23 protein-coding genes are annotated in these 22,399 nt (G+C 40.0%); 4 read left to right on the top strand and 19 right to left on the bottom strand.

The features are described from left to right. Positions 1 to 307: 307 nt before the first annotated feature. The 13 genes from B4C48_RS11485 to acnD all read right to left on the bottom strand — a co-directional run bounded on the left by B4C48_RS11485 (position 308) and on the right by acnD (position 11,530). On the bottom strand, positions 308 to 973 hold the full coding sequence (locus B4C48_RS11485; RefSeq protein WP_291356728.1) for an RluA family pseudouridine synthase: 666 nt from the start codon (positions 971 to 973) through the stop codon (positions 308 to 310). Between the two features lie 81 nt (positions 974 to 1,054). Then, positions 1,055 to 1,501: a hypothetical protein gene (locus tag B4C48_RS11490; RefSeq protein WP_291356608.1), complete on the bottom strand. Its 447-nt coding sequence runs from the start codon at positions 1,499 to 1,501 to the stop codon at positions 1,055 to 1,057. A 604-nt stretch (positions 1,502 to 2,105) separates the two neighbouring features. Then, complete coding sequence (locus tag B4C48_RS11495; RefSeq protein ID WP_291356610.1) at positions 2,106 to 2,819, bottom strand: SIMPL domain-containing protein; 714 nt, start codon at positions 2,817 to 2,819, stop codon at positions 2,106 to 2,108. Positions 2,820 to 2,941: 122 nt separating this feature from the next. Beyond that, on the bottom strand, positions 2,942 to 3,193 hold the full coding sequence (locus B4C48_RS11500) for a DUF6868 family protein (protein WP_291356612.1): 252 nt from the start codon (positions 3,191 to 3,193) through the stop codon (positions 2,942 to 2,944). Between the two features lie 562 nt (positions 3,194 to 3,755). After that, entirely contained in the window at positions 3,756 to 4,457 is a 702-nt protein-coding gene (locus B4C48_RS11505; RefSeq protein WP_291356614.1) for a DUF1003 domain-containing protein, read from the bottom strand. A 272-nt stretch (positions 4,458 to 4,729) separates the two neighbouring features. Continuing rightward, positions 4,730 to 4,951: a hypothetical protein gene (locus B4C48_RS11510; RefSeq protein WP_291356616.1), complete on the bottom strand. Its 222-nt coding sequence runs from the start codon at positions 4,949 to 4,951 to the stop codon at positions 4,730 to 4,732. Positions 4,952 to 5,222: 271 nt separating this feature from the next. Next, positions 5,223 to 5,429: a hypothetical protein gene (locus B4C48_RS11515; protein WP_291356618.1), complete on the bottom strand. Its 207-nt coding sequence runs from the start codon at positions 5,427 to 5,429 to the stop codon at positions 5,223 to 5,225. 191 nt (positions 5,430 to 5,620) lie between these two features. Then, positions 5,621 to 6,199, bottom strand: a complete 579-nt coding sequence (locus B4C48_RS11520) for a DUF4126 domain-containing protein (RefSeq protein ID WP_291356619.1) — start codon at positions 6,197 to 6,199, stop codon at positions 5,621 to 5,623. Positions 6,200 to 6,311: 112 nt separating this feature from the next. After that, positions 6,312 to 6,911: a hypothetical protein gene (locus B4C48_RS11525; protein ID WP_291356621.1), complete on the bottom strand. Its 600-nt coding sequence runs from the start codon at positions 6,909 to 6,911 to the stop codon at positions 6,312 to 6,314. 151 nt (positions 6,912 to 7,062) lie between these two features. Beyond that, positions 7,063 to 7,212 (bottom strand): zinc ribbon-containing protein, encoded by a 150-nt coding sequence (locus B4C48_RS11530; RefSeq protein WP_291356623.1) that lies wholly within the window; start codon positions 7,210 to 7,212, stop codon positions 7,063 to 7,065. Between the two features lie 116 nt (positions 7,213 to 7,328). Then, positions 7,329 to 8,168, bottom strand: coding sequence for a hypothetical protein (locus tag B4C48_RS11535; RefSeq protein WP_291356625.1), 840 nt, complete (start codon positions 8,166 to 8,168; stop codon positions 7,329 to 7,331). Positions 8,169 to 8,314: 146 nt separating this feature from the next. Then, the gene (locus B4C48_RS11540; protein WP_291356627.1) at positions 8,315 to 8,830 is read right to left on the bottom strand and encodes a hypothetical protein; all 516 of its coding nucleotides are present in this window, start codon (positions 8,828 to 8,830) and stop codon (positions 8,315 to 8,317) included. Positions 8,831 to 8,911: 81 nt separating this feature from the next. Further along, positions 8,912 to 11,530 (bottom strand): Fe/S-dependent 2-methylisocitrate dehydratase AcnD, encoded by a 2,619-nt coding sequence (gene acnD, locus B4C48_RS11545; protein ID WP_291356629.1) that lies wholly within the window; start codon positions 11,528 to 11,530, stop codon positions 8,912 to 8,914. 855 nt (positions 11,531 to 12,385) lie between these two features. On the opposite strand from acnD, the gene B4C48_RS11550 reads away from it, so the two are divergent. Further along, the gene (locus B4C48_RS11550) at positions 12,386 to 13,111 is read left to right on the top strand and encodes a YgfZ/GcvT domain-containing protein (protein WP_291356631.1); all 726 of its coding nucleotides are present in this window, start codon (positions 12,386 to 12,388) and stop codon (positions 13,109 to 13,111) included. Positions 13,112 to 13,167: 56 nt separating this feature from the next. Here B4C48_RS11550 and B4C48_RS11555 read toward each other — a convergent pair whose 3' ends face one another. Beyond that, positions 13,168 to 13,419: a hypothetical protein gene (locus B4C48_RS11555; protein WP_131290079.1), complete on the bottom strand. Its 252-nt coding sequence runs from the start codon at positions 13,417 to 13,419 to the stop codon at positions 13,168 to 13,170. 353 nt (positions 13,420 to 13,772) lie between these two features. Here B4C48_RS11555 and B4C48_RS11560 point away from each other — a divergent pair, with 353 nt between their 5' ends. Next, positions 13,773 to 14,579, top strand: a complete 807-nt coding sequence (locus B4C48_RS11560) for a tetratricopeptide repeat protein (RefSeq protein ID WP_291356633.1) — start codon at positions 13,773 to 13,775, stop codon at positions 14,577 to 14,579. A 58-nt stretch (positions 14,580 to 14,637) separates the two neighbouring features. Here the strand turns inward: B4C48_RS11560 and B4C48_RS11565 are convergent, their stop codons facing one another. Genes B4C48_RS11565 through B4C48_RS11580 form a run of 4 tightly spaced genes read right to left on the bottom strand, consistent with a single transcriptional unit; the run spans position 14,638 to position 20,137 of the window. Further along, positions 14,638 to 15,561: an AEC family transporter gene (locus tag B4C48_RS11565; RefSeq protein ID WP_291356635.1), complete on the bottom strand. Its 924-nt coding sequence runs from the start codon at positions 15,559 to 15,561 to the stop codon at positions 14,638 to 14,640. A gap of 58 nt (positions 15,562 to 15,619) precedes the next feature. Then, a complete protein-coding gene (locus tag B4C48_RS11570; RefSeq protein ID WP_291356636.1) occupies positions 15,620 to 16,741 on the bottom strand; it encodes an NADH:flavin oxidoreductase/NADH oxidase in 1,122 nt (373 codons plus the stop codon). 13 nt (positions 16,742 to 16,754) lie between these two features. Further along, positions 16,755 to 18,860: a TonB-dependent receptor gene (locus tag B4C48_RS11575; protein WP_414631509.1), complete on the bottom strand. Its 2,106-nt coding sequence runs from the start codon at positions 18,858 to 18,860 to the stop codon at positions 16,755 to 16,757. 20 nt (positions 18,861 to 18,880) lie between these two features. After that, the gene (locus B4C48_RS11580) at positions 18,881 to 20,137 is read right to left on the bottom strand and encodes a carbohydrate porin (protein ID WP_291356638.1); all 1,257 of its coding nucleotides are present in this window, start codon (positions 20,135 to 20,137) and stop codon (positions 18,881 to 18,883) included. 405 nt (positions 20,138 to 20,542) lie between these two features. Between B4C48_RS11580 and mutM the strand changes: the two genes are divergently transcribed. Both mutM and B4C48_RS11590 read left to right on the top strand, forming a co-directional pair. Next, positions 20,543 to 21,397, top strand: coding sequence for a bifunctional DNA-formamidopyrimidine glycosylase/DNA-(apurinic or apyrimidinic site) lyase (gene mutM, locus B4C48_RS11585; RefSeq protein ID WP_291356640.1), 855 nt, complete (start codon positions 20,543 to 20,545; stop codon positions 21,395 to 21,397). Continuing rightward, entirely contained in the window at positions 21,394 to 21,672 is a 279-nt protein-coding gene (locus B4C48_RS11590; RefSeq protein ID WP_291356642.1) for a peptidylprolyl isomerase, read from the top strand. The genes mutM and B4C48_RS11590 overlap by 4 nt, the downstream gene beginning before the upstream one ends. Before the next feature lie 111 nt (positions 21,673 to 21,783). On the opposite strand, the gene mscL is transcribed toward B4C48_RS11590, so the two are convergent. Further along, positions 21,784 to 22,221, bottom strand: a complete 438-nt coding sequence (gene mscL / locus B4C48_RS11595; protein WP_291356644.1) for a large conductance mechanosensitive channel protein MscL — start codon at positions 22,219 to 22,221, stop codon at positions 21,784 to 21,786. Positions 22,222 to 22,399 lie beyond the last annotated feature (178 nt).

A 22,399-nucleotide genomic window follows, 5' to 3' on the forward strand; every position in this document is an offset into this window, starting at 1 on the left:
TGTTTGTTTCTTATTCGAATGATGGCCTGATACAGCAATCCCACCAAAACCATGGTGGTTAGGATATATAGATAAATCATTATTATTATTTTCCAAAAGAAATGTGACAAAGTAGTTATTATTAGGTTGTTTATCAATCACTAGAAAAAGGGATATTGGGTGCGAATGATCGCATTTTTTTATTATTTTAAGATTTCCATCATCATAAATCAGTTGGCTAACAAGAAGAAGAGATTCACCACACCATATATGTAACTTATTATTAAAATTAAGGAAAAATCAAAAAAATTAAATTTAAATGCCCAGATTAAAAAGGTACTGTGACCTTAATTTCAACCTCTGCTCCAGTTAAAGGCTGTTTAAAAGCCAGATAACTGGCATGTAAAGCCATACGCTTTAACGGGCTTTGCTGCGGTGCGGGATGATAGAGCTTGTCACCGGTAATCGGATGTCCGATATATTGCATATGTACCCGCAGCTGATGTGAACGCCCGGTAATCGGGGTCAGCAGTACCCGGGTGATATCGTCCGTTTCAGAATATTGCAAAGCCTGATACAGGGTCTGGGCAGGTTTTCCCAACTCAAAATGCACAATCTGACGAGGCCGGTTTTCCCAGTCGGTAATTAAGGGTACGTCAACCCTGCCCTCGGCTTCGAGTTTGCCTTGAACCAGCGCAATATAGTTTTTTTGTACCGTACGCGCCTGAAACATTTTACTGACAGCCACTTCTGCTTCACGGTGTTTGGCAAACATCAAAATACCCGAGGTTGCCATATCTAAACGGTGGGTAATTTTGGCATGCGGGTACTGTTCCAATACACGACAATAAGCACTGTCATGGTGTTCAGGCAAACGTCCCGGAACGGACAACAACCCGGCCGGTTTCTCAATGACCACCAGGTCTTCATCTTCATAGACAATAGCGAGCGGTTCCTGAGGCGGCATATACACGAAGTTGTCGTTGATGGGCATGGCACAATACGGCATCTGGGAGAATGGGCGCAAAATAACAATCTCTGTTACAGCTGTCAATGCTGCTAGGTCGCGCTAAAATTATGGCTGACCGGGTTTTTCCAGCGTGGTTTTATAGCTGTCTTTCAGGATGTCTAACTGGCCATTTAAAAAATGGTTTAGGTATGCTCTGGCCTGATCCAGACTGAGCTGTGTAAAAGCCACATAATCCTTGTTTTTTAAAGTGATGAGGCCAAAAAAATCCTTTTGCGGGGTGATAATTTCAATATCACTGTCCAGTTTAAATGCCAGCTGATCGGAAGCCGAATAGGCATTCAGGCTAAGGCGCAGGCATTGCTGGGTATCACTATCGGTTACGGTAAAGCTGGTAATGGCCCCGTTCATTTCCAGCTGCGAAACCAGTTGGCGACGCCAGTTAATTGCATCGAATTGGCTTAATATTTCTGAACTTTCAAATAATCCTAAAGCTTCAGCATCCTGCTCACTCAAGTGCTGCGGATGACGAATTTCCAATTCGTATTTTTTCATTGTTATTGGCTCATTTAAAATACTTGAATTTTATTCTAGCAAGAGTTTTTTCAGCCGACTATTTTGTTTGTTGATGGAAAATTAATTTATATCAATTGATAAGTATAATTTTAATGATGCAATGCACATTTAGTTGAATAAAATTTGATGCAGATTAAATAAAGGAAAAGAAAAAGAATTGTTATTTTTTATTGTTTGGAAAAATTTTTTAGGGGGTTAGGGAAAACATTGTGGTTTACTTCAACTATCATGCTTTGTAAGTCATGATCTTATAGCCTATAAACTTGTGATCTATAGCGTCCTAAGCCGAATCGAGACCTTGTGGGTAAGTACTGCACTGACGTTGTACGTAACTGGCAGCAATCTGCTCTTTTCGATCCCTTATCACACCCTTGAGACATATATTAGTTAAAGACGGCCGGGATTAATTTCCTCAGTTTTTTAATTTTTTATTAATTCTGGAAATTATTTTCTTTAAATGCAGGATGAAAAGAATTTTTTATCTTCCCGCTTAAAATAAAGATTTTTTATTGCATAAAAAACAGGATTACTGGAATTTGTCTTCAAATTAAATCCTATGCCTGCCTGTATTTTTTTGCTCGGTTTAATCGGCGAGATAATAGTCTACTGTGGACACCACACGAACTTTCTTTAAATACGGCGTATTACTGTCGCGATCTTCAATACTAAACAGCCCCTGATTGGCCGCCTTGATTTTTCCTAAACGGCTTTTAGAATCTGCAGCAAATTTTTCTGCCACACTGCGGGCATTTTGCGTCGCCTGCTCAATCATGGCCGGTTTAATATCATTTAACTTGGTAAATAAATATTCGGTGCGCTGACCCGCATCATCTCCGCCAAAGGCAATGCCCTTTTTACCCAAGGCCACCATACGACTTTGTGCAGCCCTGACTGCATCTATTTTATGAGTATAGACAGTAATGGTTTGATGTGCAGTATAACGCAGTGCCACATTGGCATCGCCGCCATATTGCTGCGCGTATTTATCGGTCGTGACTGGAGCTGCCGTGGTAATTTCCTGCGCAGTAAAACCCTCGGCTTTTAAAAATGCCTGAATTTGCTGGGTGTGTATTTCCATCGTGTCATAGAGCTGGGTCAGGTCCTGACTGGCCGAGCTAAAACGAATCGGCCATACCGCCACATCGGCTTTCACCTCACGTTCAGATAACCCTTTGACCGAAACTATACGTTCATATTGTTTAATTTTGACCGCACTACTGCCTAGAATCCATCCTGCAATAATCATCCCTAAACAAATAAAAACACCTAAAATCAGTGCAGGTTTGAATTGATTCATGCTCCCCCAACTCCTTTTTTGCTTGTTTTTCTATTCGGCTTGTCGTGTTTTTATCCACTTAAAAACTGCTGTTTAAAGATGATCTAGCCATATACGCTGTTTTTTAAATTATTCGATCCGGCTCAGGACGTGTGGATGAGATAGAGGGCCAGAAACGGCACCACATTCAGCAATAAAATACCAATTTTATATACTGCCATGCCTGCATAATGAATGGCATCAAAAGTGGGATCGGAAAGTTGGAACCATTTGCCATGCACCTGTTTCATCCATTGACGGGCAAAAATAAAGACCAAAAACCAGATCATTAATATGATGTAATTAATAAGTAAGGAACAAAGAAAAAAACGACTCCAAAAATCATAATTCGACATTTTTATTGACCGCCTGGGTGCTTGCTTATGATTTCTAAATTAGCAGATTTAATAAACTAAAATGAACAACTGATTTGTATCAGGTTTTTTGAATGTAATTTCAATATAATCGATTTGATCTTTAATAATTTTTTTATAGCTTTATTTACCGGAGAATTTTTTAAGGGGATGAGGGAAAACATCTATGGTTTACTTCAACCATTATAACTTTGTAAGTTATAACCCTGTGCCTATAAATTGGTAATCTATAGCGTCCTAAGCCGAATCAAGACCTTGTGGGTAAGTACTACACTGGCGTTATACGCAACTGGCAGCAAGCTACTCTTTTCGATCCCTATCACCCTTGAGATATAGAATAGCCAATCTGCTGCGGGATTAATTTCCGAAGATATTTTAATTTTGATCATTTTCAGAATTTTTTCCCGCTTAATCTAAATTTATAAAAATATTTCCCAATTTAAGACAAAAGATTGCTTTTTATTGCGTTAAAGCCGCCTAGATTGCAATTTTTTCTCCGCACTCCTGGATTGCAGTATTGAAAATTAGCTACGTTCATCGACTGCTATTTTTTCTTGGTCATTTCCGACAGTAAATCCAGTTGTATTTCCTGAATTTTTGCCAGACGATCCCACTGATGCATTAAAAGATGATCGAGTTTTTCATGTAAATGTCGAATTTCCAGTTCAGCTTTTAAGTTGACCTGATAATCATTTTGCGAACGCAAACGGTCTTTGGCTTCCTGTCGGTTTTGGCTCATCATGATGACCGGCGCTTGAATGGCTGCCAGACAGGACAACATTAAATTCAATAAAATAAATGGATATGGGTCGGCAGGATGTTTCACCATTACCACAGTATTGACCAAAATCCACAGGGCCAAGAAAATGGCAAAGCAGATCAAAAAGGTCCAGCTACCGCCGAAACTTGCAATTTTATCGGCCAGTTTTTCTCCAAAAGTCCAATTCTGATCAAGCTTATTCTCTATATTTTTACTGATCAGCTCATGTTGTTGCATACTGTTCAACACTTCATATTCCAGATCAGTGACTTCACCTTGTTCAGATTTCAATATGGACTGCACATACTGCATACGATATTTGGTTAAATCGGCTTGGCAGATAAATTCGCCAGCTGACCATCCTGGAAAATCCTTGGCGATTTCCTCTGTAATGACTTTACGAATGGTTCCGATCGGGACTAGGCTTTTTTTAGGAAAGCTTTTCTTGCAGACCATGCATGTTTGACATTCTGTTCTTCCATTCATACCCCATACCCTCTGTTTAATCGATGATGCAATAGCTGCGAAGTGATGATGATTTCCAAGCTCAAATGGACGCTTACAGCTGATCATTATTTTGGCAGGCAAAGCTTAGTTTTAAATTAATTCCCTTAATCTTTTTAGACTTATTTTAAGGCAACAGTATGCCAGGCTTAAAAATAAGGCTGCCGAATCACATCTAGCCAAAAAAGCTAAACCATTTTTGCTTAACTCATCAACCAAGTTTAATCAAAAACTACAGCTAAATTCCCAGCCATTTATCGAACATACAACTGTTTAACATTATGATTGATATAGGCATTTAAACCATCGCCATACTCGGCCAGCTGTTTCATGTTTTCGACATGCTGATAACCGGCACTGCTATAGCTGTAAGTATAGACTTTCGAGGTTTTCTTGAATTGGACACGAATAAACTCGTTACCAATCTCGTAATTGGCCACACCAGAGTCGTGGTTCAGATCAAGATAATGTTGCAATTGCACTGTCCCAAATACATTGAATCTAGTGTTTTAGATGGAGGTTTATTGGTTAATTTTCAATCATTTTTAATGATAAAATTCTAGCGTAATGGGACCTTATGGGAATTCTTAAACGTTGAATTCTGTCGGATGCAAAACAGCTGTATCTTCCGATATTTATGCAAAACTTTATGCTTGATTAAAATCTTCATTTTCAACGGTCAGATCAATAAGCAACCCAATAAAAAACTCCACCAATCCGGCAGAGTTTTTACAGTTTGGCTTTGAGTTATTCCGTACAGCATTTACTGCAACCTTCCACCTTTTCTGTTGGCCAGTTCATTCTTGCGCGTTTATAAGCGAGCTCGAAATTTGCGAAATAGCCAATCAAAATCTGGTCATCGCTTTTTGGCAGGTCTTCGCAGCCCAGTGTGGCATTGTGTATATGATGTATGCCTTTAGCTGCAGGTTGTTCATCTACAATAAATTTGATCATTGATAGTTCCCCGAATAATTTTTATAAAGTCGAAACCATTAATAAACCAATATAAAAATTATGGATTTAATTCCATAATATAATTATGCTTTTATTGAGTAAAAATCAACCATTTTTAAAACAAATTTTAGCGATTCATTTTTAAAAATATTTTCAAAAAATTACCTCAGGAACACCCAGGAAAGGAAAATTTATAAGGGGGAACTGCCTATATTATTTTGCTTCTTTTCACGTAGCCAACGCACTACCCAAACCAATGCAATCAAGCCAACAATCACCACCAATATAGGAACAATCAATGACAAAACAGATAGTAGCAACGCACCGATCCACTCCCCTGTAGATACCACAGGATTGGCGATTCCACCTGTCGTTGCAGTAGAAATACCACGAACAGCCACCGTGCTTAATTGAACTGCACTTGCGGTACCGCCACCGACAATAATCGCTGCCGCCCAATTGGCAAATTGCGACATTTCCCCACTGCTGGTGGCCATAGTCGCTAGCGTGCCTGCAATCAAGGCGGCAGGCGTAGACACCGTGTCCAAAACATTGTCGACCCATGGAATATAATAGGCTGCAATTTCACATACGGTTGCTATACCAAGTGCCAAACACACCGCAGGCATGGCTAGCCATTCAAAACCTTGCATCGGTTCAAACCAGCCCATAAGGGATGCGATACTCATCACCAGCAAAGGTACAAATACGCGAAAACCACAGGCAGCGCTAAGGCCAATGCCGATACATAATCCCAAGATTGTTTCCATGCGCATTTCCTTTTCTGAGTTGAATTTATGTGGGCGCTCTAAAATGAAAGTAACAAAAAAGCCCTATGGATGAATAGGGCTTTTTTAACTCATTGATGATCAATATAAAACACTAAACGATCTGCTCAACCTCAATTATATCTTTGTTTGTCCAATCCCTAGGATGAGGCACAACAGCTAAAAAAACGTTTGCCTTTCCATCATGCATGAGTTTTTTAATTGTATCGATTACCCAGCTCTTCATGACGCTTTTATCACTATTGCTCATAATGAAGAGCTTATTTTCAGCTGTTCCTAGCGCAAGTTTATTTATATCTAATAGAAGTGGTCTAGATGTACCTGTTTGAAATTCACTTTCTACAAGCCATTTTGCATTGCTAATAGCTTTAAATTTAGCTTTCTTATGTGCTGGTTCGAATTCAATCATCAGCGCGATTACAATATCAAATAAAAATTCGTTTAGACCAAATATTTTACGATCTTCAAGATTCGCATTGTTGCGATAAAAAGCACAAAATTCTTGATTATTAGTCTTATTGGATTCTTTCGTAAGCTGTAATAACTGGGCAGATAAATGTGCAATCCATTGTTTACTTCGATCATTATGTTTTTTGCGTTCAATCATTTCAAGCTGACAACTTTCCTCTGAATTACATTTTTGTTTTGCATTTTTAAAAGCTATTTGTAAAATTCGCTCAAGATCTTTTTTCATTCATACAAACTATAGAATTATTATTTAAAATCAATATACCATTGAAATAATAAAACTTTATGCTTTCACATATTATTATAGATACAAAAAAGCCCTATGGATGAATAGGGCTTTTGTTCAAAACAGAGGATAACTGTTTTATGGGTGCTGCTTAGGCAATCGCAATTTTATTGTTGAATTGATTGCCAAGGCATTTGGTACACGGTGGTAAACGATCAGTACCAATTTCTAAGTAGACGCGGTGTCCGCATTTGACACAAAAATAGAAGCCTGTTCCGGGTTTTTCGCCAGCAGTAACCATTTTTGTTCTCCATGGGTTTTAGAAATGGTGAACTAACTATATCTTAATTGTGATGAATAGTGATTGTCCATTTTTGTAAATGATGATGTCGTTTGGGCGAAATCATAATTTTGGTTTTATGAATCTGTTAAATTCTCTTTATCAATGAATCCTTTTATAAATAAATTTGCAATCATAGATGGCGCTAAATTATTTTTTGCAATTACTCTTCTAATAGGATGCTCAATACCAACTAATATTTTATGCCATTCTCTATACCACTCCACAGAATGATGCTGTTCGTAACTGTGTATATGATCCTTTAATATATGAGCTAAATCATCTCTTGCATTTACAGTTAAACTATCTAGAAAGTTGATCATATACCCCATATTCCTTTTAATAGTTTCTAATATCAAATAGGCATCATATGAAAATGTATCTTTGACATATTCATCACTATATACTAATGGAATACCTTCTAACTTTTCTTCAATTACAAAATATCCCCAAATTTCACAAATATCTAAATCAGGTTTAAAATTAATATTAGCTCTTCGATCAGAAGGAAATTTTTCCAAAAATGATTTTATTTCATTATTAATGACTTCTTTAATTTGAGCTAATCTCCCATCAAATGAAGGAAGTTTTGCATCAATATATTCTAAAGCTGTATATATTTCCGCTGACTCTAATGATTTTGCTTGCGATGCTAATGCAACTTTACTTTCGCGTAACTCTTTTATTTGATTATTGAGGTCTTGATTTTGCAGTAAGACAGTAATAATTAACCAAATAAATCCTAAACTACCAATCATTCCAGATAAAGCATCCCCTATCTCATTTATCTCTTTATTCCAAATTTCTTTCTGAAAGGATATAAAAACAAAGAAAACTACTAATACTAATGTTCCATAACATGCCATTACTAATATTTTTTTATTTTCTTTGTGCCAATTAATAAATTTGTTACTCATAATATTACTATAAAATAAAACCCCACTCTAAAGTAGGGTTTTTTTCAAACAATATCAATAACTTTAGCTTAAACCCTTAAACAATAGAACCTTCTAAAAAATCTTATGCTAAATGCCGCATTTTAAATATTACAGCTAATAATTTTTTAAATTAAAGTAAAAAAGTATTCCGTATTCTCTATATGTTGGGTGGTTACGTCATATACACAATTTTCAATTTTTGCTTCATTAACTGGCCCTAAATGTATACCCAGACACCATAAAGAACGTGAGGTATCTAATCCTGAATACCTAATATTTTCAAATTTTTTCACATCATTTACCATATTTCTTAGACAAGAAGTAGGACTAATATCCTGTTTAATTTCTAATGGTATAGATGAAGTTTTTTGTTTTTGATGAATCATAAAATCTAGCACTGCTGATCGTTTTATTTTACTTTTTCTGCCATCTAATGGACAACGAATTTCTCTATCTACTTTTTTTACTTTTGAGTGATTTGTTAAAAACAAATAATATTCTACCTGAAGCCAAATTTCCCAACCTTTGACTTTAAATTCATAAAAATCATTTAATTTTCTAACAATATCCTCCTTTGCAAAAAACTCTTTACTCACTTCAAGAATAAATTCTCGATCTTTTTTCGTAATAGCATTATTCATATTTAACTCAAACCAATTAAAAACCCCCACTCGAAAGTAGGGTATTTTTCAAACAATATCAATAACTTTCAGACTAAATTATCAAGCCACATTCCCTTCCAAGAAATCCTGTGCAAAGCGTTGTAATACACCACCCGCTTCATACACATGTACTTCTTCTTCGGTATCCAAACGGCAGGTTACAGGAACTTCAATAATCTGATTCTTACCATCATCAGTCGAACGCTCAATCACTAAAGTTAAAGTCGAACGTGGCGCAATATTACCAATCACGCTATACAGCTCTGTACCATCCAACTTCAAGGTTTTACGGTCTGTGCCCGGTTTAAACTCAAGCGGCAATACGCCCATACCAACCAAATTGGTACGGTGAATACGCTCGAAACCTTCTGCCACAATTGCTTCAACACCAGCTAAACGCACACCTTTCGCAGCCCAGTCACGGCTAGAACCCTGACCATAGTCTTTACCTGCAATGATGATTAATGGCTGTTTGCGGTTCATGTAGGTTTCAATTGCTTCCCACATACGCATCACTTCACCTTCCGGCTCCACACGCGCTTTAGAACCTTGTTTAATCGTTCCGTCAGAACGCACCACCATTTCGTTATACAACTTCGGATTCGCCAAAGTCGCACGCTGTGCAGTTAAGTGGTCACCGCGATGGGTTGCGTAAGAGTTGAAGTCTTCCTCGGGTACGCCCATTTTCGCCAAATATTCACCAGATGCACTATCCAGCACAATCGCATTCGATGGCGATAAATGGTCGGTGGTGATGTTGTCACCTAAAATCGCAAGCGGGCGCATATTGCTTAAAGTACGCGGCGCAGCCAATGCCCCTTCCCAATATGGCGGACGGCGGATATACGTACTTTGCGGACGCCAGTCATACAATGGGCTTACCGATTTTTCTCGCTCGCCCAAATCAAACATTGGAATGTAGACTTTCTTGAACTGTTCCGGCTTCACCGACACTTTTACCAGTGCATCGATTTCTTCATCCGATGGCCAGATGTCTTTTAAGTAAATCGGGTTGCCCTCTTTATCGTTGCCCAGTGAATCTTTTTCGATATCAAAACGGATGGTACCGGCAATTGCATAAGCCACGACTAACGGTGGAGATGCCAGGAACGCCTGTTTTGCATAAGGATGGATACGGCCATCAAAGTTACGGTTACCTGAAAGTACCGCAGTAGCGTACAGGTCACGGTCAATAATTTCTTGCTGAATTTTTGGATCTAGCGCACCCGACATACCGTTACAAGTCGTACATGCATAAGCCACAATACCAAAACCGAGTTTTTCCAGATCGTGCAATACGCCTGCTTCTTCCAAATACAAGGCAGCCGCTTTAGAACCCGGTGCAAAAGATGATTTCACCCAAGGCTTACGCACCAAGCCCAATTCATTGGCTTTACGTGCCAACAAACCTGCCGCCACGGTATTACGCGGGTTGGAAGTGTTGGTACAAGAGGTAATGGCCGCGATAATCACTGCGCCATCTGGCATTAAGCCTTCTGCTTCTTGCGCGCGAGCTGCTTCTAAATTACCTGCAATGCCTTTTTCTTTTAAATCGCTTGTTGATACGCGTGCATGCGGATTCGATGGCCCGGCAATATTACGAGTTACAGTCGACAGGTCAAAACGCAGTACGCGTGGATATTCCGCCTGTGTCATGTCTGATGCCCAAAGACCAATTTCTTTGGCATAAGTTTCGACCAGTTTGACTTGCTCAGGCTCACGGCCGGTTAAGGTTAGATAATCAATGGTGTTCTGGTCGATATAGAACATCGCCGCGGTTGCGCCATATTCCGGGGTCATATTAGAAATCGTGGCACGATCACCGACTGACATGCTGTCAGCACCTTCACCAAAGAATTCCAGATAAGCCCCTACCACACGCTCTTTACGCAGGAATTCAGTCAATGCCAAGACGATATCGGTTGCGGTAATGCCTGGCTTGCGCTGACCAACTAATTCCACACCGATAATATCTGGCAGACGCATCCACGATGCACGGCCCAGCATGACGTTTTCAGCTTCCAAACCACCTACACCAATGGAGATCACGCCTAATGCATCGGTATGTGGGGTATGCGAGTCTGTTCCTACGCAAGTGTCGGGATATGCCAGACCATCACGGTTTTGAATTACCGGAGACATTTTCTCCAGGTTGATCTGGTGCATGATGCCGTTGCCCGCAGGAATCACATCGACATTTTCAAACGCAGTTTTGGTCCATTCAATAAAGTGGAAACGGTCTTCATTACGACGGTCTTCCACGGCACGGTTTTTCTCAAATGCATCTGGATCAAAACCGCCGTATTCCACCGCCAATGAATGGTCGACAATCAGCTGAGTTGGAACAACCGGATTGACTTTAGACGGGTCACCACCCTGGTCGGCAATGGCATCACGCAAACCGGCAAGATCCACCAGTGCCGTTTGTCCCAAAATGTCATGACACACCACACGTGCCGGATACCAAGGAAAATCATGCTCTTGCTTACGCTCAATCAGCTGCTTTAAAGACTGTTCCAAAATGGCAGGATCGCAACGGCGTACCAGCTGCTCGGCAAGCACTTTTGAAGTATAGGGAAGTTTTGCATATGCGCCTGGCTGAATATCTTCTACAGCTTGACGTACGTCATAATATTCGAGCTGGGTACCCTGCAGCGGTTTATGGTAGTTGTTGTTCATAGCTTACCTGCCTCTTGAATCATTTTTCTTTACTACGTAATTGTTGTTAACGAGTCACAATCATTTCAACGGCATAGTACACTGCCGAAAACCCATTTCCCAAATCTTTTATATTTCATAGACTTATATATAAAAATAGGTGTTTTAGTAATATATTGTTACATAATCTTTGGGATATTTGCTCTAATCGCGCTTTTTTTAGAAAAATAGCAGGAAATATGCCTCATTCTTTAGTATTAGATGCGCATAAGCGAATAAAAAACAACCTCCTACTGTTCTAATTATGTTGAGGTTATGGGCGCTTGCCATCAATTAATAAATTACGTTTTTCCAAACACTCATCCAGCAAAGTTTAAGCATTATAAATTACATAAACCTTCACTATAACTTATTATATTTACTAAATATTTTATAATTTTCTTATGTTTTAGTGAGTGAGACTCTCATATAATCAAGCCATTTTTCAGAATTTAGATATTGTCCGATAAAAAAATCTCATCACAAAAATAATGAAAGAAGGTGAAATAAAATGTTGCAGATCACCCTTATTGGAATCATCACTACGGGTTTGGCAGTCTTGAGATCCAGTTGCTATGGAACTCAACATTCAGCCAACTCATCGCAACCATCCAACCCAGCGCCGCCATCCAATCCGTCACATCCTGCTCACCCATCACTTCCATTGTGGTGACAAGTTTGATTGTAGTACTCCACCACCGGCTCATCACTAAAATTAAGCCCTTCTCTTTTAATACTGCAAGCCTATAGCAATATGGGCTTTTTGTTTGCCTATCTGCCCGGCATGCTGCAAAATATCTGTATTAATGATTTGTGAAATATAACCAGAGGCTAGTCATGTCAACGTCTACTGCTTTTACATTATTCACTTTAAATGGTGTGGATGCGCAAAAATTTCTTCAGGGCCAAGTGACTTTAAATGCGGAAGCATTAGCCGAAAACCTGACTCGCTATACCGCGATCTGTAGCTTAAAAGGACGTATTCTGTTTGGTTTATGGCTGAAAAAAATCAATCCGGAAAGTTTTGAAATTGTGGTCACTAACGACCAAGCCGAAGAATTTGCCAAGCACATTAAAAAGTTCGGCGCTTTTTCAAAAATGAAACTGGAACAAGTCGGTCCAGTGTTCCCTACGCTAAATGGCGATAGCACTGACTTTGCTGCCACTGAAACAGATATCGCAGCGTGGCAACTTCAAGCGATTGAAGTCGGTCAGGCCTGGATTGAAACGACAACTTCACAAGAATTCCAGCCGCAGGAACTGCGTTTGCATCAGCGTGAAGGCGTGCATTATGACAAGGGCTGCTATTTAGGTCAGGAAATTATTGCGCGTCTTTGGTTCAAGGCCAAACCGAAACACTGGTTGCATCTGGTGCAAGGTACAGGTGATGCTCCGGCTGCTGCAAGCAAACTGAACAATGATGTTGAAGTGGTCAATAGCATTGCTGTTAATGGCGGTTATAAAGCTCTTGTAGTTGCAAAACCTGCTGCGCTTGAAGAGCTGGGATTACAAGTTCTAGATTTACCTGAAGCCTTAAATGGTGATGTGGCGCGTCCACAATAATATTGCAGTTGAGCAATCCCATTAAAAAAAGCCTCCCGAAGCGGAGGCTTTTTTAATCACAAATTAAAATCGTGAAAAAGTTTGTTCATGTCTTTAATGACATACTCTTTAAAATGGAATGCACGTGCATGTTTTGCATCAATACGCGCAGTCTTTCCCTCATGTTCAAAAATATAAACACGGTCTTCTTTGCTCACCAAAAAGTTTTTGCCTAATCTCATCAACAATGCATCAAATTTATCTTCATCTGGAATACTTTCATCCCGATTAATCTGATCATATGCCCGTTTAATACCTTTGATGAACATTCATCTACTCACACATTGATTCAACCGTGATTTAAACAAAGATTGGCATAAAAACAAAGTGCCGTTTCGCTACGCCACATTTTTATCCGATCTTGTGTCTGCCTGTTTTTTAAACTTTAAAGCGCTCAACAATACATCTACAAAGCCCTTCAATTGCTTAAGGCTGATTTAAGATAGTCAGCCCAAAATTTATCCAGTAGGGATTATGTAAATATCTATGAAATCTTATTGCAATGTACACATCATGTATTTACATTCAGATAAATAAATTTATGATGTTGTATGAAGTGTTCCACATCCATTTTTAAACACATAAATGGAATTATGTGTATGTTTATAAAAAGGTTTTAAATATGAAAAAAATTATACTTGCCAGCCTTATTGCTTTGTCTTCAAATTTCGCAATGGCAGAAATGGCAACCACTTCAGTTGATCCTGCATTTGCCAAAGTAGAAGCACTGGTTAAAGCAAACAATATGAAAGGTGCTTATGAAGAACTGGATAAATTAACCAAAACAGGGAATGCACAGGCACTTTATAATTTGGCTTATCTGACCCAAACCGGTCAAGGTACAACCAAAGACGAGAAAAAAGCCATTAAGCTGTATGAAGAGTCGGCTAATAAAGGTTATCCCGTAGCCAACTATGTCTTAGGTAAAAACTATATGACCGGTACTTTAGGTCTTCCTCAAGACACTAAAAAAGCCAAACAGTATTTAGAAAAAGCTTCTAAGCAAAATTTTGATGATGCCAGTGTAGATTTGGCGGTATTATTGTTTGCTGAAGGCACACCTGCCTCTGATAAATTGGCTTTGCAAAAATTAAATCCGCTGATCAATAAAGGCAACTATCAGGCCATGCATGCCAAGGCCTTATATGACATCAGCCAAGGTTTTAAAACCAAAAATGAAGAGCCGATTAAACAGGGCTTAAAGACTATTCAGGATCTGGCACAAAAAGGCTATATTCCCGCTTTAATGGCTGTGGGCAACATGTTTGCAAACGGTAAAATTGTTCCGCAAAACTTGCCTGAAGCGAAAAAGATTTTTGAAGCCTTAGCAAAAGAAAATATCCCGCAAGCTAAAGAATCTTTAGCTGTAGTGAATAAAATGATGACTGAACAAGCTAAAAATCCTTCAAAGGCTGAAAAGAAAAGCTAAATTATTTTCCAAACAAAAAGCCCCTAACCATGGGGCTTTTTATTAGCTGAAAAATCTATTACCACCACATGGCAATCAGACCACTCACCAGCATGAAGCCTAATATTGTACTTAACATTAAAGCGCTGAGTGCTTTATCCCCAAGTCCATAGTTCTGTCCTAAAATACCGAACGCAATCGGCATGGGTAACGCAGCAAGCAACGTTCCGGCATAACGCATTTCCTGACTGACATTCGGCAAAAGACTGAACAAGAGAAAAATGGTCAGTGGCATCAGTACAATTTTAATCAGCACCAACGTCATGCTTTGTAAATCTACCGCTTTTAAGCTCATTCCAACCAGACTTCCCCCAATGACAAAGAGCGCAATCGGAGAAGCGGTCTTGCCCAACATTTCCAAAGCCTGAACAATGGAAGATGGAAGTTGAATATTCAAGATCACACACAACATGCCAAACACGATCGACAAAATGACCGGATTTTTAATCACGTTGTATAAGGTCTGCTTGAGCAATCCAGAGGTCGCCCGATGTTGATGAATGCCTGCTTCGGCAATGATCAGGGTCAAAGTCATAATCAGCAGGTTTTCAATAATCAGGGTTAAGGACAGATAAATTGCTGCATGTTGTCCAATCAACATCATAAGAATGGCTGTGCCAATAAATCCGGTATTGGACATGGATGCACCCATGGACAATACGCCAGACTCGGTCAAACGACATTGAAAATATTGAAGGTACAGTACAAATGCAAAGGCAAAAACCAGCAGTGATCCCCCGCCATAAGCGATGAAATAACTGGGATGCCAGATTTCATCAAAATGCTTACTGGCTAAGGCTTGCAATAAAAATGCCGGCAAGGATATTTTAAAAACAAACTGGCTTAAACCTTTGATATGTTCAGCTAAAATAAATTCGAATTTTACGCAGATAAATCCCAATAGAAGCAGCAGGCAAATCGGTAAAATTACACTTAAAACCACAACTACTCCTTGTCGTTAAATCAACTTATTTCAGCTCAATCACTGCCATTTAAAGCAATCAATTTTGGTGTTGAAAAGGTTTAAACAATGATTTCAAACCATGCGGCTGACAACGCAAATATTGTGGTGAAATTTCAATAGGTGCATCCAAGGTCGCCGCAGCATGCCAAGGCCAACGAGGATCGTAAAGCATGGCACGGGCAAGACCAATGGCATCCGCCTGCCCTGTCTGTAAAATATGTTCAGCTTGCGTAGCTTCAGTAATTAAACCTACGGCAATGACGGGAATATTGACTGCCTGTTTAATTGCATGAGCAAAAGGAACCTGATAATTGACACCAATTTCAATCTGCTGCTGTGCATGCAGACCGCCACTGGACACATGAATATAGACTGCACCCAACTGCTGCAAGGCTTTGGACAAACCGACCGAAGATTCAATATCCCAGCTGTCTTTTCCATCCATCCAGTCAGTCGCTGAAATACGCACCCCGACCGGATAATCCGCCGGTACTGCATTTTTTATGGCTTGCAGCACTTCAAGCGTTAGACGAATACGGTTTTCAAAACTGCCGCCATATTCATCAGTACGCTTATTCGACAGTGGCGACATAAATTGATGCAACAAATAACCATGGGCTGCATGCACTTCAATCAAATCAAATCCGGCATCTACCGCACGCACGGCAGCATCGGCAAAGTCCTGAATCACTTTCTGGATTTCATCTTTACTCAGCGCATGCGGTGGGTGATCGGTTGGGTTAAATGGCAAATCACTGGCAGAAACGGTTTGCCAGCCCTGAGCTTCATCCGGCTTAAATTGACCTTTTCCATCCCAGGGTTTATCCGTTGAGGCTTTACGTCCTGCATGTGCCAGTTGAATGGCCACCGGCATGGGAGATAAAGACTTCACCTTAGCCAAAAGCGCTTTCATCTGGGCACGTTGCAAATCATTCCACAGACCTAAATCGGCATAACTAATTCGACCTTCAGGCTGAACCGCAGTAGCTTCGATAATACACATGCCAGCGCCTGACAAAGCATAATTTGCCCATTGCTGTTCATGCCAATACGTGACTTCACCCTGTTCAGTTGCCGAATACTGGCACATTGGAGCAATTACAATTTTATTATTCAGTTTTAACGAACCAAATTGAATCGGTTGAAATAATAACGCCACACCAAACTCCTTATTAAAATGCTTTGCTCAGACTTAATCCTGCACTCCAGTTCAAACCATCTGCGGGTTCAAAGAAGCGCCCATTACCGTCATTTACAATCACGGAACCGACATAGTTCCGATCAAATAAATTATCTACTCGAGCAAAACTACGAACTTTCCAATCGTCATTCTTCCATATATAGCCGACATTAGCTGATACTGTCGTGTAACTTGGAGCCGTATCGGTATTGGCATCATCTACATAAATTTTGTCCATGTAACGGACATCTACCCCTGCATTAAAGCCAGTTTCCGGCTGCCAGCGCAAAGCTGCAAAGGCCTGATTTTTGGCAATGCCGGGTATTTTTGTACCTTTCTGCACAGTACTGGCTGGAATTGCGGCATCAAAAGTGGCATCAATAAAACTATAACTGGCCTCCGCCTTTAAGTCCTGCCATAGATTTTTATTCCAGGACAGCTCAACCCCTTCACGCAAGGTTTTATCTGCATTTTTATAGGTAGCCCGTCCATCAATCGTGCCTGCCGAGACAATGTCATCTTTGGTTTTAGACTGGAAAATGGCAGCAGTAAAATGACCTAAGGAATTTGTACTCTTTAAACCCAGTTCATAGTTATCGCTGCTGGCCGCGGTTAAATTGAAATTCATTCCCTCATTTGCAGAATAAGCCATTTCAGTAAAGGTCGGTGTTTCAAAACCTTTGGCATAACTTGCATAGGCATTGAGATCAGGGTTAATCTTCCAGCTTAAAGCGACAGACGGCAGCACTTTGTCATAGTCGGTCTTGCCACTATCATCCCCGTTGCCGGTCACAATATAGTGATCATTGGACTCATAATGCACATTGCTATAGCGTAAACCGCTATCTAAAGTCCAGTTGGGCATAAAATCCCAAGAAGCTTGCAGATAAGGGTCCAGGTTCCAGAGAATATTTTGTTCATCCCGGCGTAGGTCGCCTTTTACGCCAAATTGATTATTGGCGTTGAAATTTTCATAACCCTGGCGGTCTTCATCCATATAGTCAAAGGCCAAGCCAGCAGTGAACCGGGTATTGGGCAATAAGTCCTTGCCTGTCCAGCGCAGATCGGTACCGTAATAATCACGGCTAAAATCAATCACCCCGCCTGCATGTCTTGGATTATTTTGAGGCGCCCGAGGAATCGATTGATATTGTGTGACTTCACGATGTCCCAAATAGGCCATTGCATTGATTTCATGCTGGTCATTTATCGGTTTTGACCAGGTTAAGCCGGTTTGAGTCTGATTAATTTCTTTGCGCACATCGTAAATATTTGCCGCATCATTGACCTGTTTAGGATTGGCTTGCCATTGCTCGCGACTTAAACCTTGCGGATCATCGGCATTGATATCAACATGATTTACAATCCAGTTGACTTTAGATCCGTCTTCTAAATCCCAGGTCAGTTTGGCATTGCTGAGAACTTTGCGTGCAGCGCTATGGTCGCGATAACCATCGGTATCAAAATAAGATGAACTCACCACATAACTCGGTTCACTGGCTTTTTCTGCCCCGCCTTGCAGGATGATATCGGCACGGCTTTTCTGGTGACTGCCACCTGAATAACCGACTTCAATAGAATCTTTGCCTTGACCTTGTTTGGTCGAAGTTAAAATCGTCCCGCCAGATGAGTTGCCATACAGTGCAGAGAATGGTCCACCCAGTATTTCCACATGATCTAGACTGCTTAAATCGATATTTGAAGTTTGTCCCTGGCCATCCGGCATGGTTGCGGGAATACCATCAACATATAAACGGATGCCCCGCACTCCAAAAGTAGAACGTGCACCAAAGCCACGCATGGAAATCTGTAAATCCTGAGCATAATTTTCACGATTATTCAGTTGTAAGCCCGGCACACCTTTTAAGGTCTCCGATAGGTTGACCTCTAGATTATTGTCATTGTTTTTTTGATCAATTCGATATACTGAAGCCGGTGTTTGCAACCAAGCAGTATCGGTACGCGTGGCTTCAATTTTTATGGTAGGCAGTAAAACAGGCTCCGTAGAACCTGTTTCTGCATATAAGCTTTGGCAGATACATGCCGTTAGGCAAAGTAAAGTCATATTGATGGGCATCACGTGATATTTACCTTGCATGGGCAGCTCTCTATGTCATATTAAAATACTACTTTAGAGCTTAAACCAAGTACCAAGGCATCGTCCACGTTATTTGTAGCGCCTGGGTTAATAACATATTGAATGTTAGGACGAAGCATTAACCATTTGGTTGGATAATGGCTATAGTTCAATTCAATATTGTATTCGGCACTGGCATTAAATGCAGGATTAGTCACACGGTCATTTACGTGCACACGGTTTACACCCAGACCTAAAATGTCATTCGGCTGAGAATCGAATAGACCAATATATTTCACACCGATTTGCTGTGAATTATCGACCTTATTGGTGGTACGGTCATGCCAGGTAAAGTTGGCAAAGCTATGCAAACCTTGCTTGCCAGAACCTGTCGAGGTCAATTGCTGTTCTACTGCTAACCAACCGCCAAATGTACGATTTTTTGCGTCAGATGTGTTCGCAATATCTTTTTGGTTTTTCAAATCATCAGCTGTGTTATAGATACCACCGACACGGTAGCTGCCTGGTAAGCCATTCACAAATGATTTTGGCTGCCATACCACTTCTACAGGAATAGTTAGCCCATCAGCATTGTCGGTATCCAAATTCCAGCCATGACGTTCCAAAGCATTTTCAGGGTTATATTCATAGACACCCACTTGGGTAAATACTTCAGGCGTTACCTGATATTTCACCCGACCACCCCATTGTGCAACAGGGGTATTCATCCAGATATTGCCTTGCCATTTACCCATTTGTGCAGCACAAAATGCAGTACTTTGGAAATCGCAAGCCATTACGTTAAAGTCCATACCCAGACCTAAACGCCCCACTTTGACACTCACGCCTTGATCTTTAAAATTCTTTTCAATCGATAATTCGCTTAAACGAGTTTTTTGGTTGCCACGGCCAAAGTTTGCCTGAACATTGGCAAGTTGCGGCACCTCACCTTGCAAATCATCGACTGTGGTACTTTGTCCTTGGCGTGTGCTCACTGCAGCACGAATGGTGACACCTTCCCAACCGGCAAGTTTTTCCATATCGAAAGTTGAACCTAACCAGAACTGGCTGGCTACAGTCGGATCATTCCCCTCATCACGACCACCATCGGCTAAATAGGCAACATCAGCAGCAATATTGGCATCAAACTTCACCCCTTGCGCAGCCAGTTCGGTACGTTTACCGTTCCAGTCCCCCAACAAATACTGACCATTAGGGTCAAATGCTTCAGCCGCTTGAGTTTGGGTCATGGCTGTCAACACAAAGGCTGGCAATAAAGCTAGACTAATTTTTTTCATAAGAAAAACCAAAAATGCAAAGTTTCAGTTAGAAATCGATTCATTGAATCGATATTATTATGTGAAAATTACCTAATTTTTAGCCACTTATGTCAGCATTTTTTTTATCACTAATTAAATAAAAAGTTATGAATTAATAAAAACAAATAACTATTAGTTTTAATATAGGTATATATATTGTTATTTTTCATAATTTTAAGTAACAAATATTAAAATTCAAACTCATCATATTGAAAATATATTCTGGCGGTTCAATTAGACCAATTGATACATTTTTAACCTATTTATAAAATTTAAGCTCTTCCCCTAAAAGTCTTGCTTTACTCTGCACAATTCAAAAGCAGCTCTTGTATTCCTTGCCGGATAACCCGATATAAGCTTTATCTATAGAATTTTGAACTGCAAATGCCCGAATTACCCGAAGTCGAAACGACTAAAACAAGTTTACTTCCCTTGTTAGAGCAAACTGTCCTGAATGTTGAAGTACGTCAATCCAGTTTGCGCTGGCCTATTCCAGATAATATTCAAAAACTTAAAGGTCAAAAATTACTGCAGTTGACCCGTCGTTCCAAATATATTCTGGCTGAATTTGAACAAGACAGTATGCTTTGGCATTTGGGTATGTCGGGTAGTTTTCGCTTGTGTGAGAAAAACACTGAACTGCGCAAACACGATCACTTGATTATTCAATTTGAAGATATTGAACTGCGTTATCACGACCCACGCCGTTTTGGCTGCATTTTATGGCTTGATCAAAACTCTCAAACAAAATTAATCGATACTTTAGGTCCTGAACCCTTAAGTGACGCATTTAATGCCGAATATCTGTTTGAAAAATTTAAAAAGAAAAATGTCGCTGCCAAAGTAGCCATTATGGATAATCATATTGTCGTGGGCGTAGGCAATATTTACGCAACTGAGAGTCTGTTTAATGTCGGTATTCACCCTGCCCAGCCCGCTTCAAGTTTAACTCGCACGCAAATTGAAAAACTGGTCATCGAAATTAAGCGTATTTTAAAACAGGCGATTGATTTAGGCGGTTCGACCTTACGTGACTATACTAATGCCATGGGTGAAAATGGTTATTTCCAGCAGACCCTGTTGGCTTATGGTCGTGCTGGCGAGATGTGCGTCAATTGCGAAACCACTTTGGAAAATTTAAAGCTCGGACAACGTGCATCGGTATTTTGTCCCGAGTGTCAGCCTTTGAAAAAAGTTAAAATAGCGAGCAAGACTCCATCCAAAGGAAATAAAGCATGAAATCTGCCATCGTCCGTCATATTTTAGTCAAAGATAAAGAACTGGCCGAACAGCTGAAAAAGAAAATTAAAGCCGGTGCAGATTTTGCCAAAATTGCCAAACAGCATTCTACCTGTCCATCGGGTAAAAAAGGTGGTGAACTGGGTGATATTAAAAAAGGTCAGCTAGTCGGTCCGATTGATAAAGCTGTGTTTACTTTGCCTGAACGTGAACTGCATGGCCCGATTAAAAGTCAGTTTGGCTGGCATTTACTGGAAATTAAATTTCGGATGTAATCCCCCTAAATCCCCCTTTTCCAAAGGGGGACTGCCCCCTCCCTTTATTAACGGGAGGTTGGGAGGGATTCTATAAAAAGGTATCTCAAGATGCCTTTTTTATAAATAAAATTAAAGTTGTGGGCGTTTTTTCAATTCATCACGAATTTCACGTAACAATTCGATATCAGCCGGTGTAGTTGGAGTTTCCTCAACTGGTCCTTCTTGTTTACGTAACCGGTTCATAAGTTTAACCAGCAAGAATACGACCCAGGCCAAGATTAAGAAGTTAATTAAAATCGTTAAAAAGTTCCCGTAAGTCAGTACGTTTACACCCGCCTTTGTTAAGGCATCTAATGATTGTAAATTATCCGGGTTCTTTCCTAATACAAAGAATTTCTGGGTGAAATCTACGCCACCGCCTGTGATTACGGTAATTAAAGGCATAATAATGTCTTTAACCAATGAGTCGATGATTTTACTAAAAGCACCACCAATAATGACACCAATCGCTAAATCCATCATATTGCCTTTAATGGCAAACTCTTTAAATTCTTGAATAATACTCATGACTTTCTCCAGTTTATCTTTAAAGCATTCTTTATTAATATATTTTGAGAACCGTATGATGCACTAATGCATTTATAACAGGTCATAATTACCTGTAATTTACGTGGAATTTAACCTCTTGAACATATTGCTTATCTAATTATAAACAAAAAAAAATGCTACCACTGACGTGATAGCA

The organism is Acinetobacter sp. UBA3106, from assembly GCA_002365595.1.
Lineage (GTDB): Bacteria > Pseudomonadota > Gammaproteobacteria > Pseudomonadales > Moraxellaceae > Acinetobacter.

Coding starts and splice junctions, on each gene's coding strand:
- B4C48_RS11485 (WP_291356728.1), bottom strand. CDS start 973: ATGCCCATCAACGACAACTTCGTGTATATGCCGCCTCAGGAACCGCTC.
- B4C48_RS11490 (WP_291356608.1), bottom strand. CDS start 1,501: ATGAAAAAATACGAATTGGAAATTCGTCATCCGCAGCACTTGAGTGAG.
- B4C48_RS11495 (WP_291356610.1), bottom strand. CDS start 2,819: ATGAATCAATTCAAACCTGCACTGATTTTAGGTGTTTTTATTTGTTTA.
- B4C48_RS11500 (WP_291356612.1), bottom strand. CDS start 3,193: ATGTCGAATTATGATTTTTGGAGTCGTTTTTTTCTTTGTTCCTTACTT.
- B4C48_RS11505 (WP_291356614.1), bottom strand. CDS start 4,457: ATGAATGGAAGAACAGAATGTCAAACATGCATGGTCTGCAAGAAAAGC.
- B4C48_RS11515 (WP_291356618.1), bottom strand. CDS start 5,429: ATGATCAAATTTATTGTAGATGAACAACCTGCAGCTAAAGGCATACAT.
- B4C48_RS11520 (WP_291356619.1), bottom strand. CDS start 6,199: ATGGAAACAATCTTGGGATTATGTATCGGCATTGGCCTTAGCGCTGCC.
- B4C48_RS11525 (WP_291356621.1), bottom strand. CDS start 6,911: ATGAAAAAAGATCTTGAGCGAATTTTACAAATAGCTTTTAAAAATGCA.
- B4C48_RS11530 (WP_291356623.1), bottom strand. CDS start 7,212: ATGGTTACTGCTGGCGAAAAACCCGGAACAGGCTTCTATTTTTGTGTC.
- B4C48_RS11535 (WP_291356625.1), bottom strand. CDS start 8,168: ATGAGTAACAAATTTATTAATTGGCACAAAGAAAATAAAAAAATATTA.
- B4C48_RS11540 (WP_291356627.1), bottom strand. CDS start 8,830: ATGAATAATGCTATTACGAAAAAAGATCGAGAATTTATTCTTGAAGTG.
- acnD (WP_291356629.1), bottom strand. CDS start 11,530: ATGAACAACAACTACCATAAACCGCTGCAGGGTACCCAGCTCGAATAT.
- B4C48_RS11550 (WP_291356631.1), top strand. CDS start 12,386: ATGTCAACGTCTACTGCTTTTACATTATTCACTTTAAATGGTGTGGAT.
- B4C48_RS11555 (WP_131290079.1), bottom strand. CDS start 13,419: ATGTTCATCAAAGGTATTAAACGGGCATATGATCAGATTAATCGGGAT.
- B4C48_RS11560 (WP_291356633.1), top strand. CDS start 13,773: ATGAAAAAAATTATACTTGCCAGCCTTATTGCTTTGTCTTCAAATTTC.
- B4C48_RS11575 (WP_414631509.1), bottom strand. CDS start 18,860: ATGCAAGGTAAATATCACGTGATGCCCATCAATATGACTTTACTTTGC.
- B4C48_RS11580 (WP_291356638.1), bottom strand. CDS start 20,137: ATGAAAAAAATTAGTCTAGCTTTATTGCCAGCCTTTGTGTTGACAGCC.
- mutM (WP_291356640.1), top strand. CDS start 20,543: ATGCCCGAATTACCCGAAGTCGAAACGACTAAAACAAGTTTACTTCCC.
- B4C48_RS11590 (WP_291356642.1), top strand. CDS start 21,394: ATGAAATCTGCCATCGTCCGTCATATTTTAGTCAAAGATAAAGAACTG.
- mscL (WP_291356644.1), bottom strand. CDS start 22,221: ATGAGTATTATTCAAGAATTTAAAGAGTTTGCCATTAAAGGCAATATG.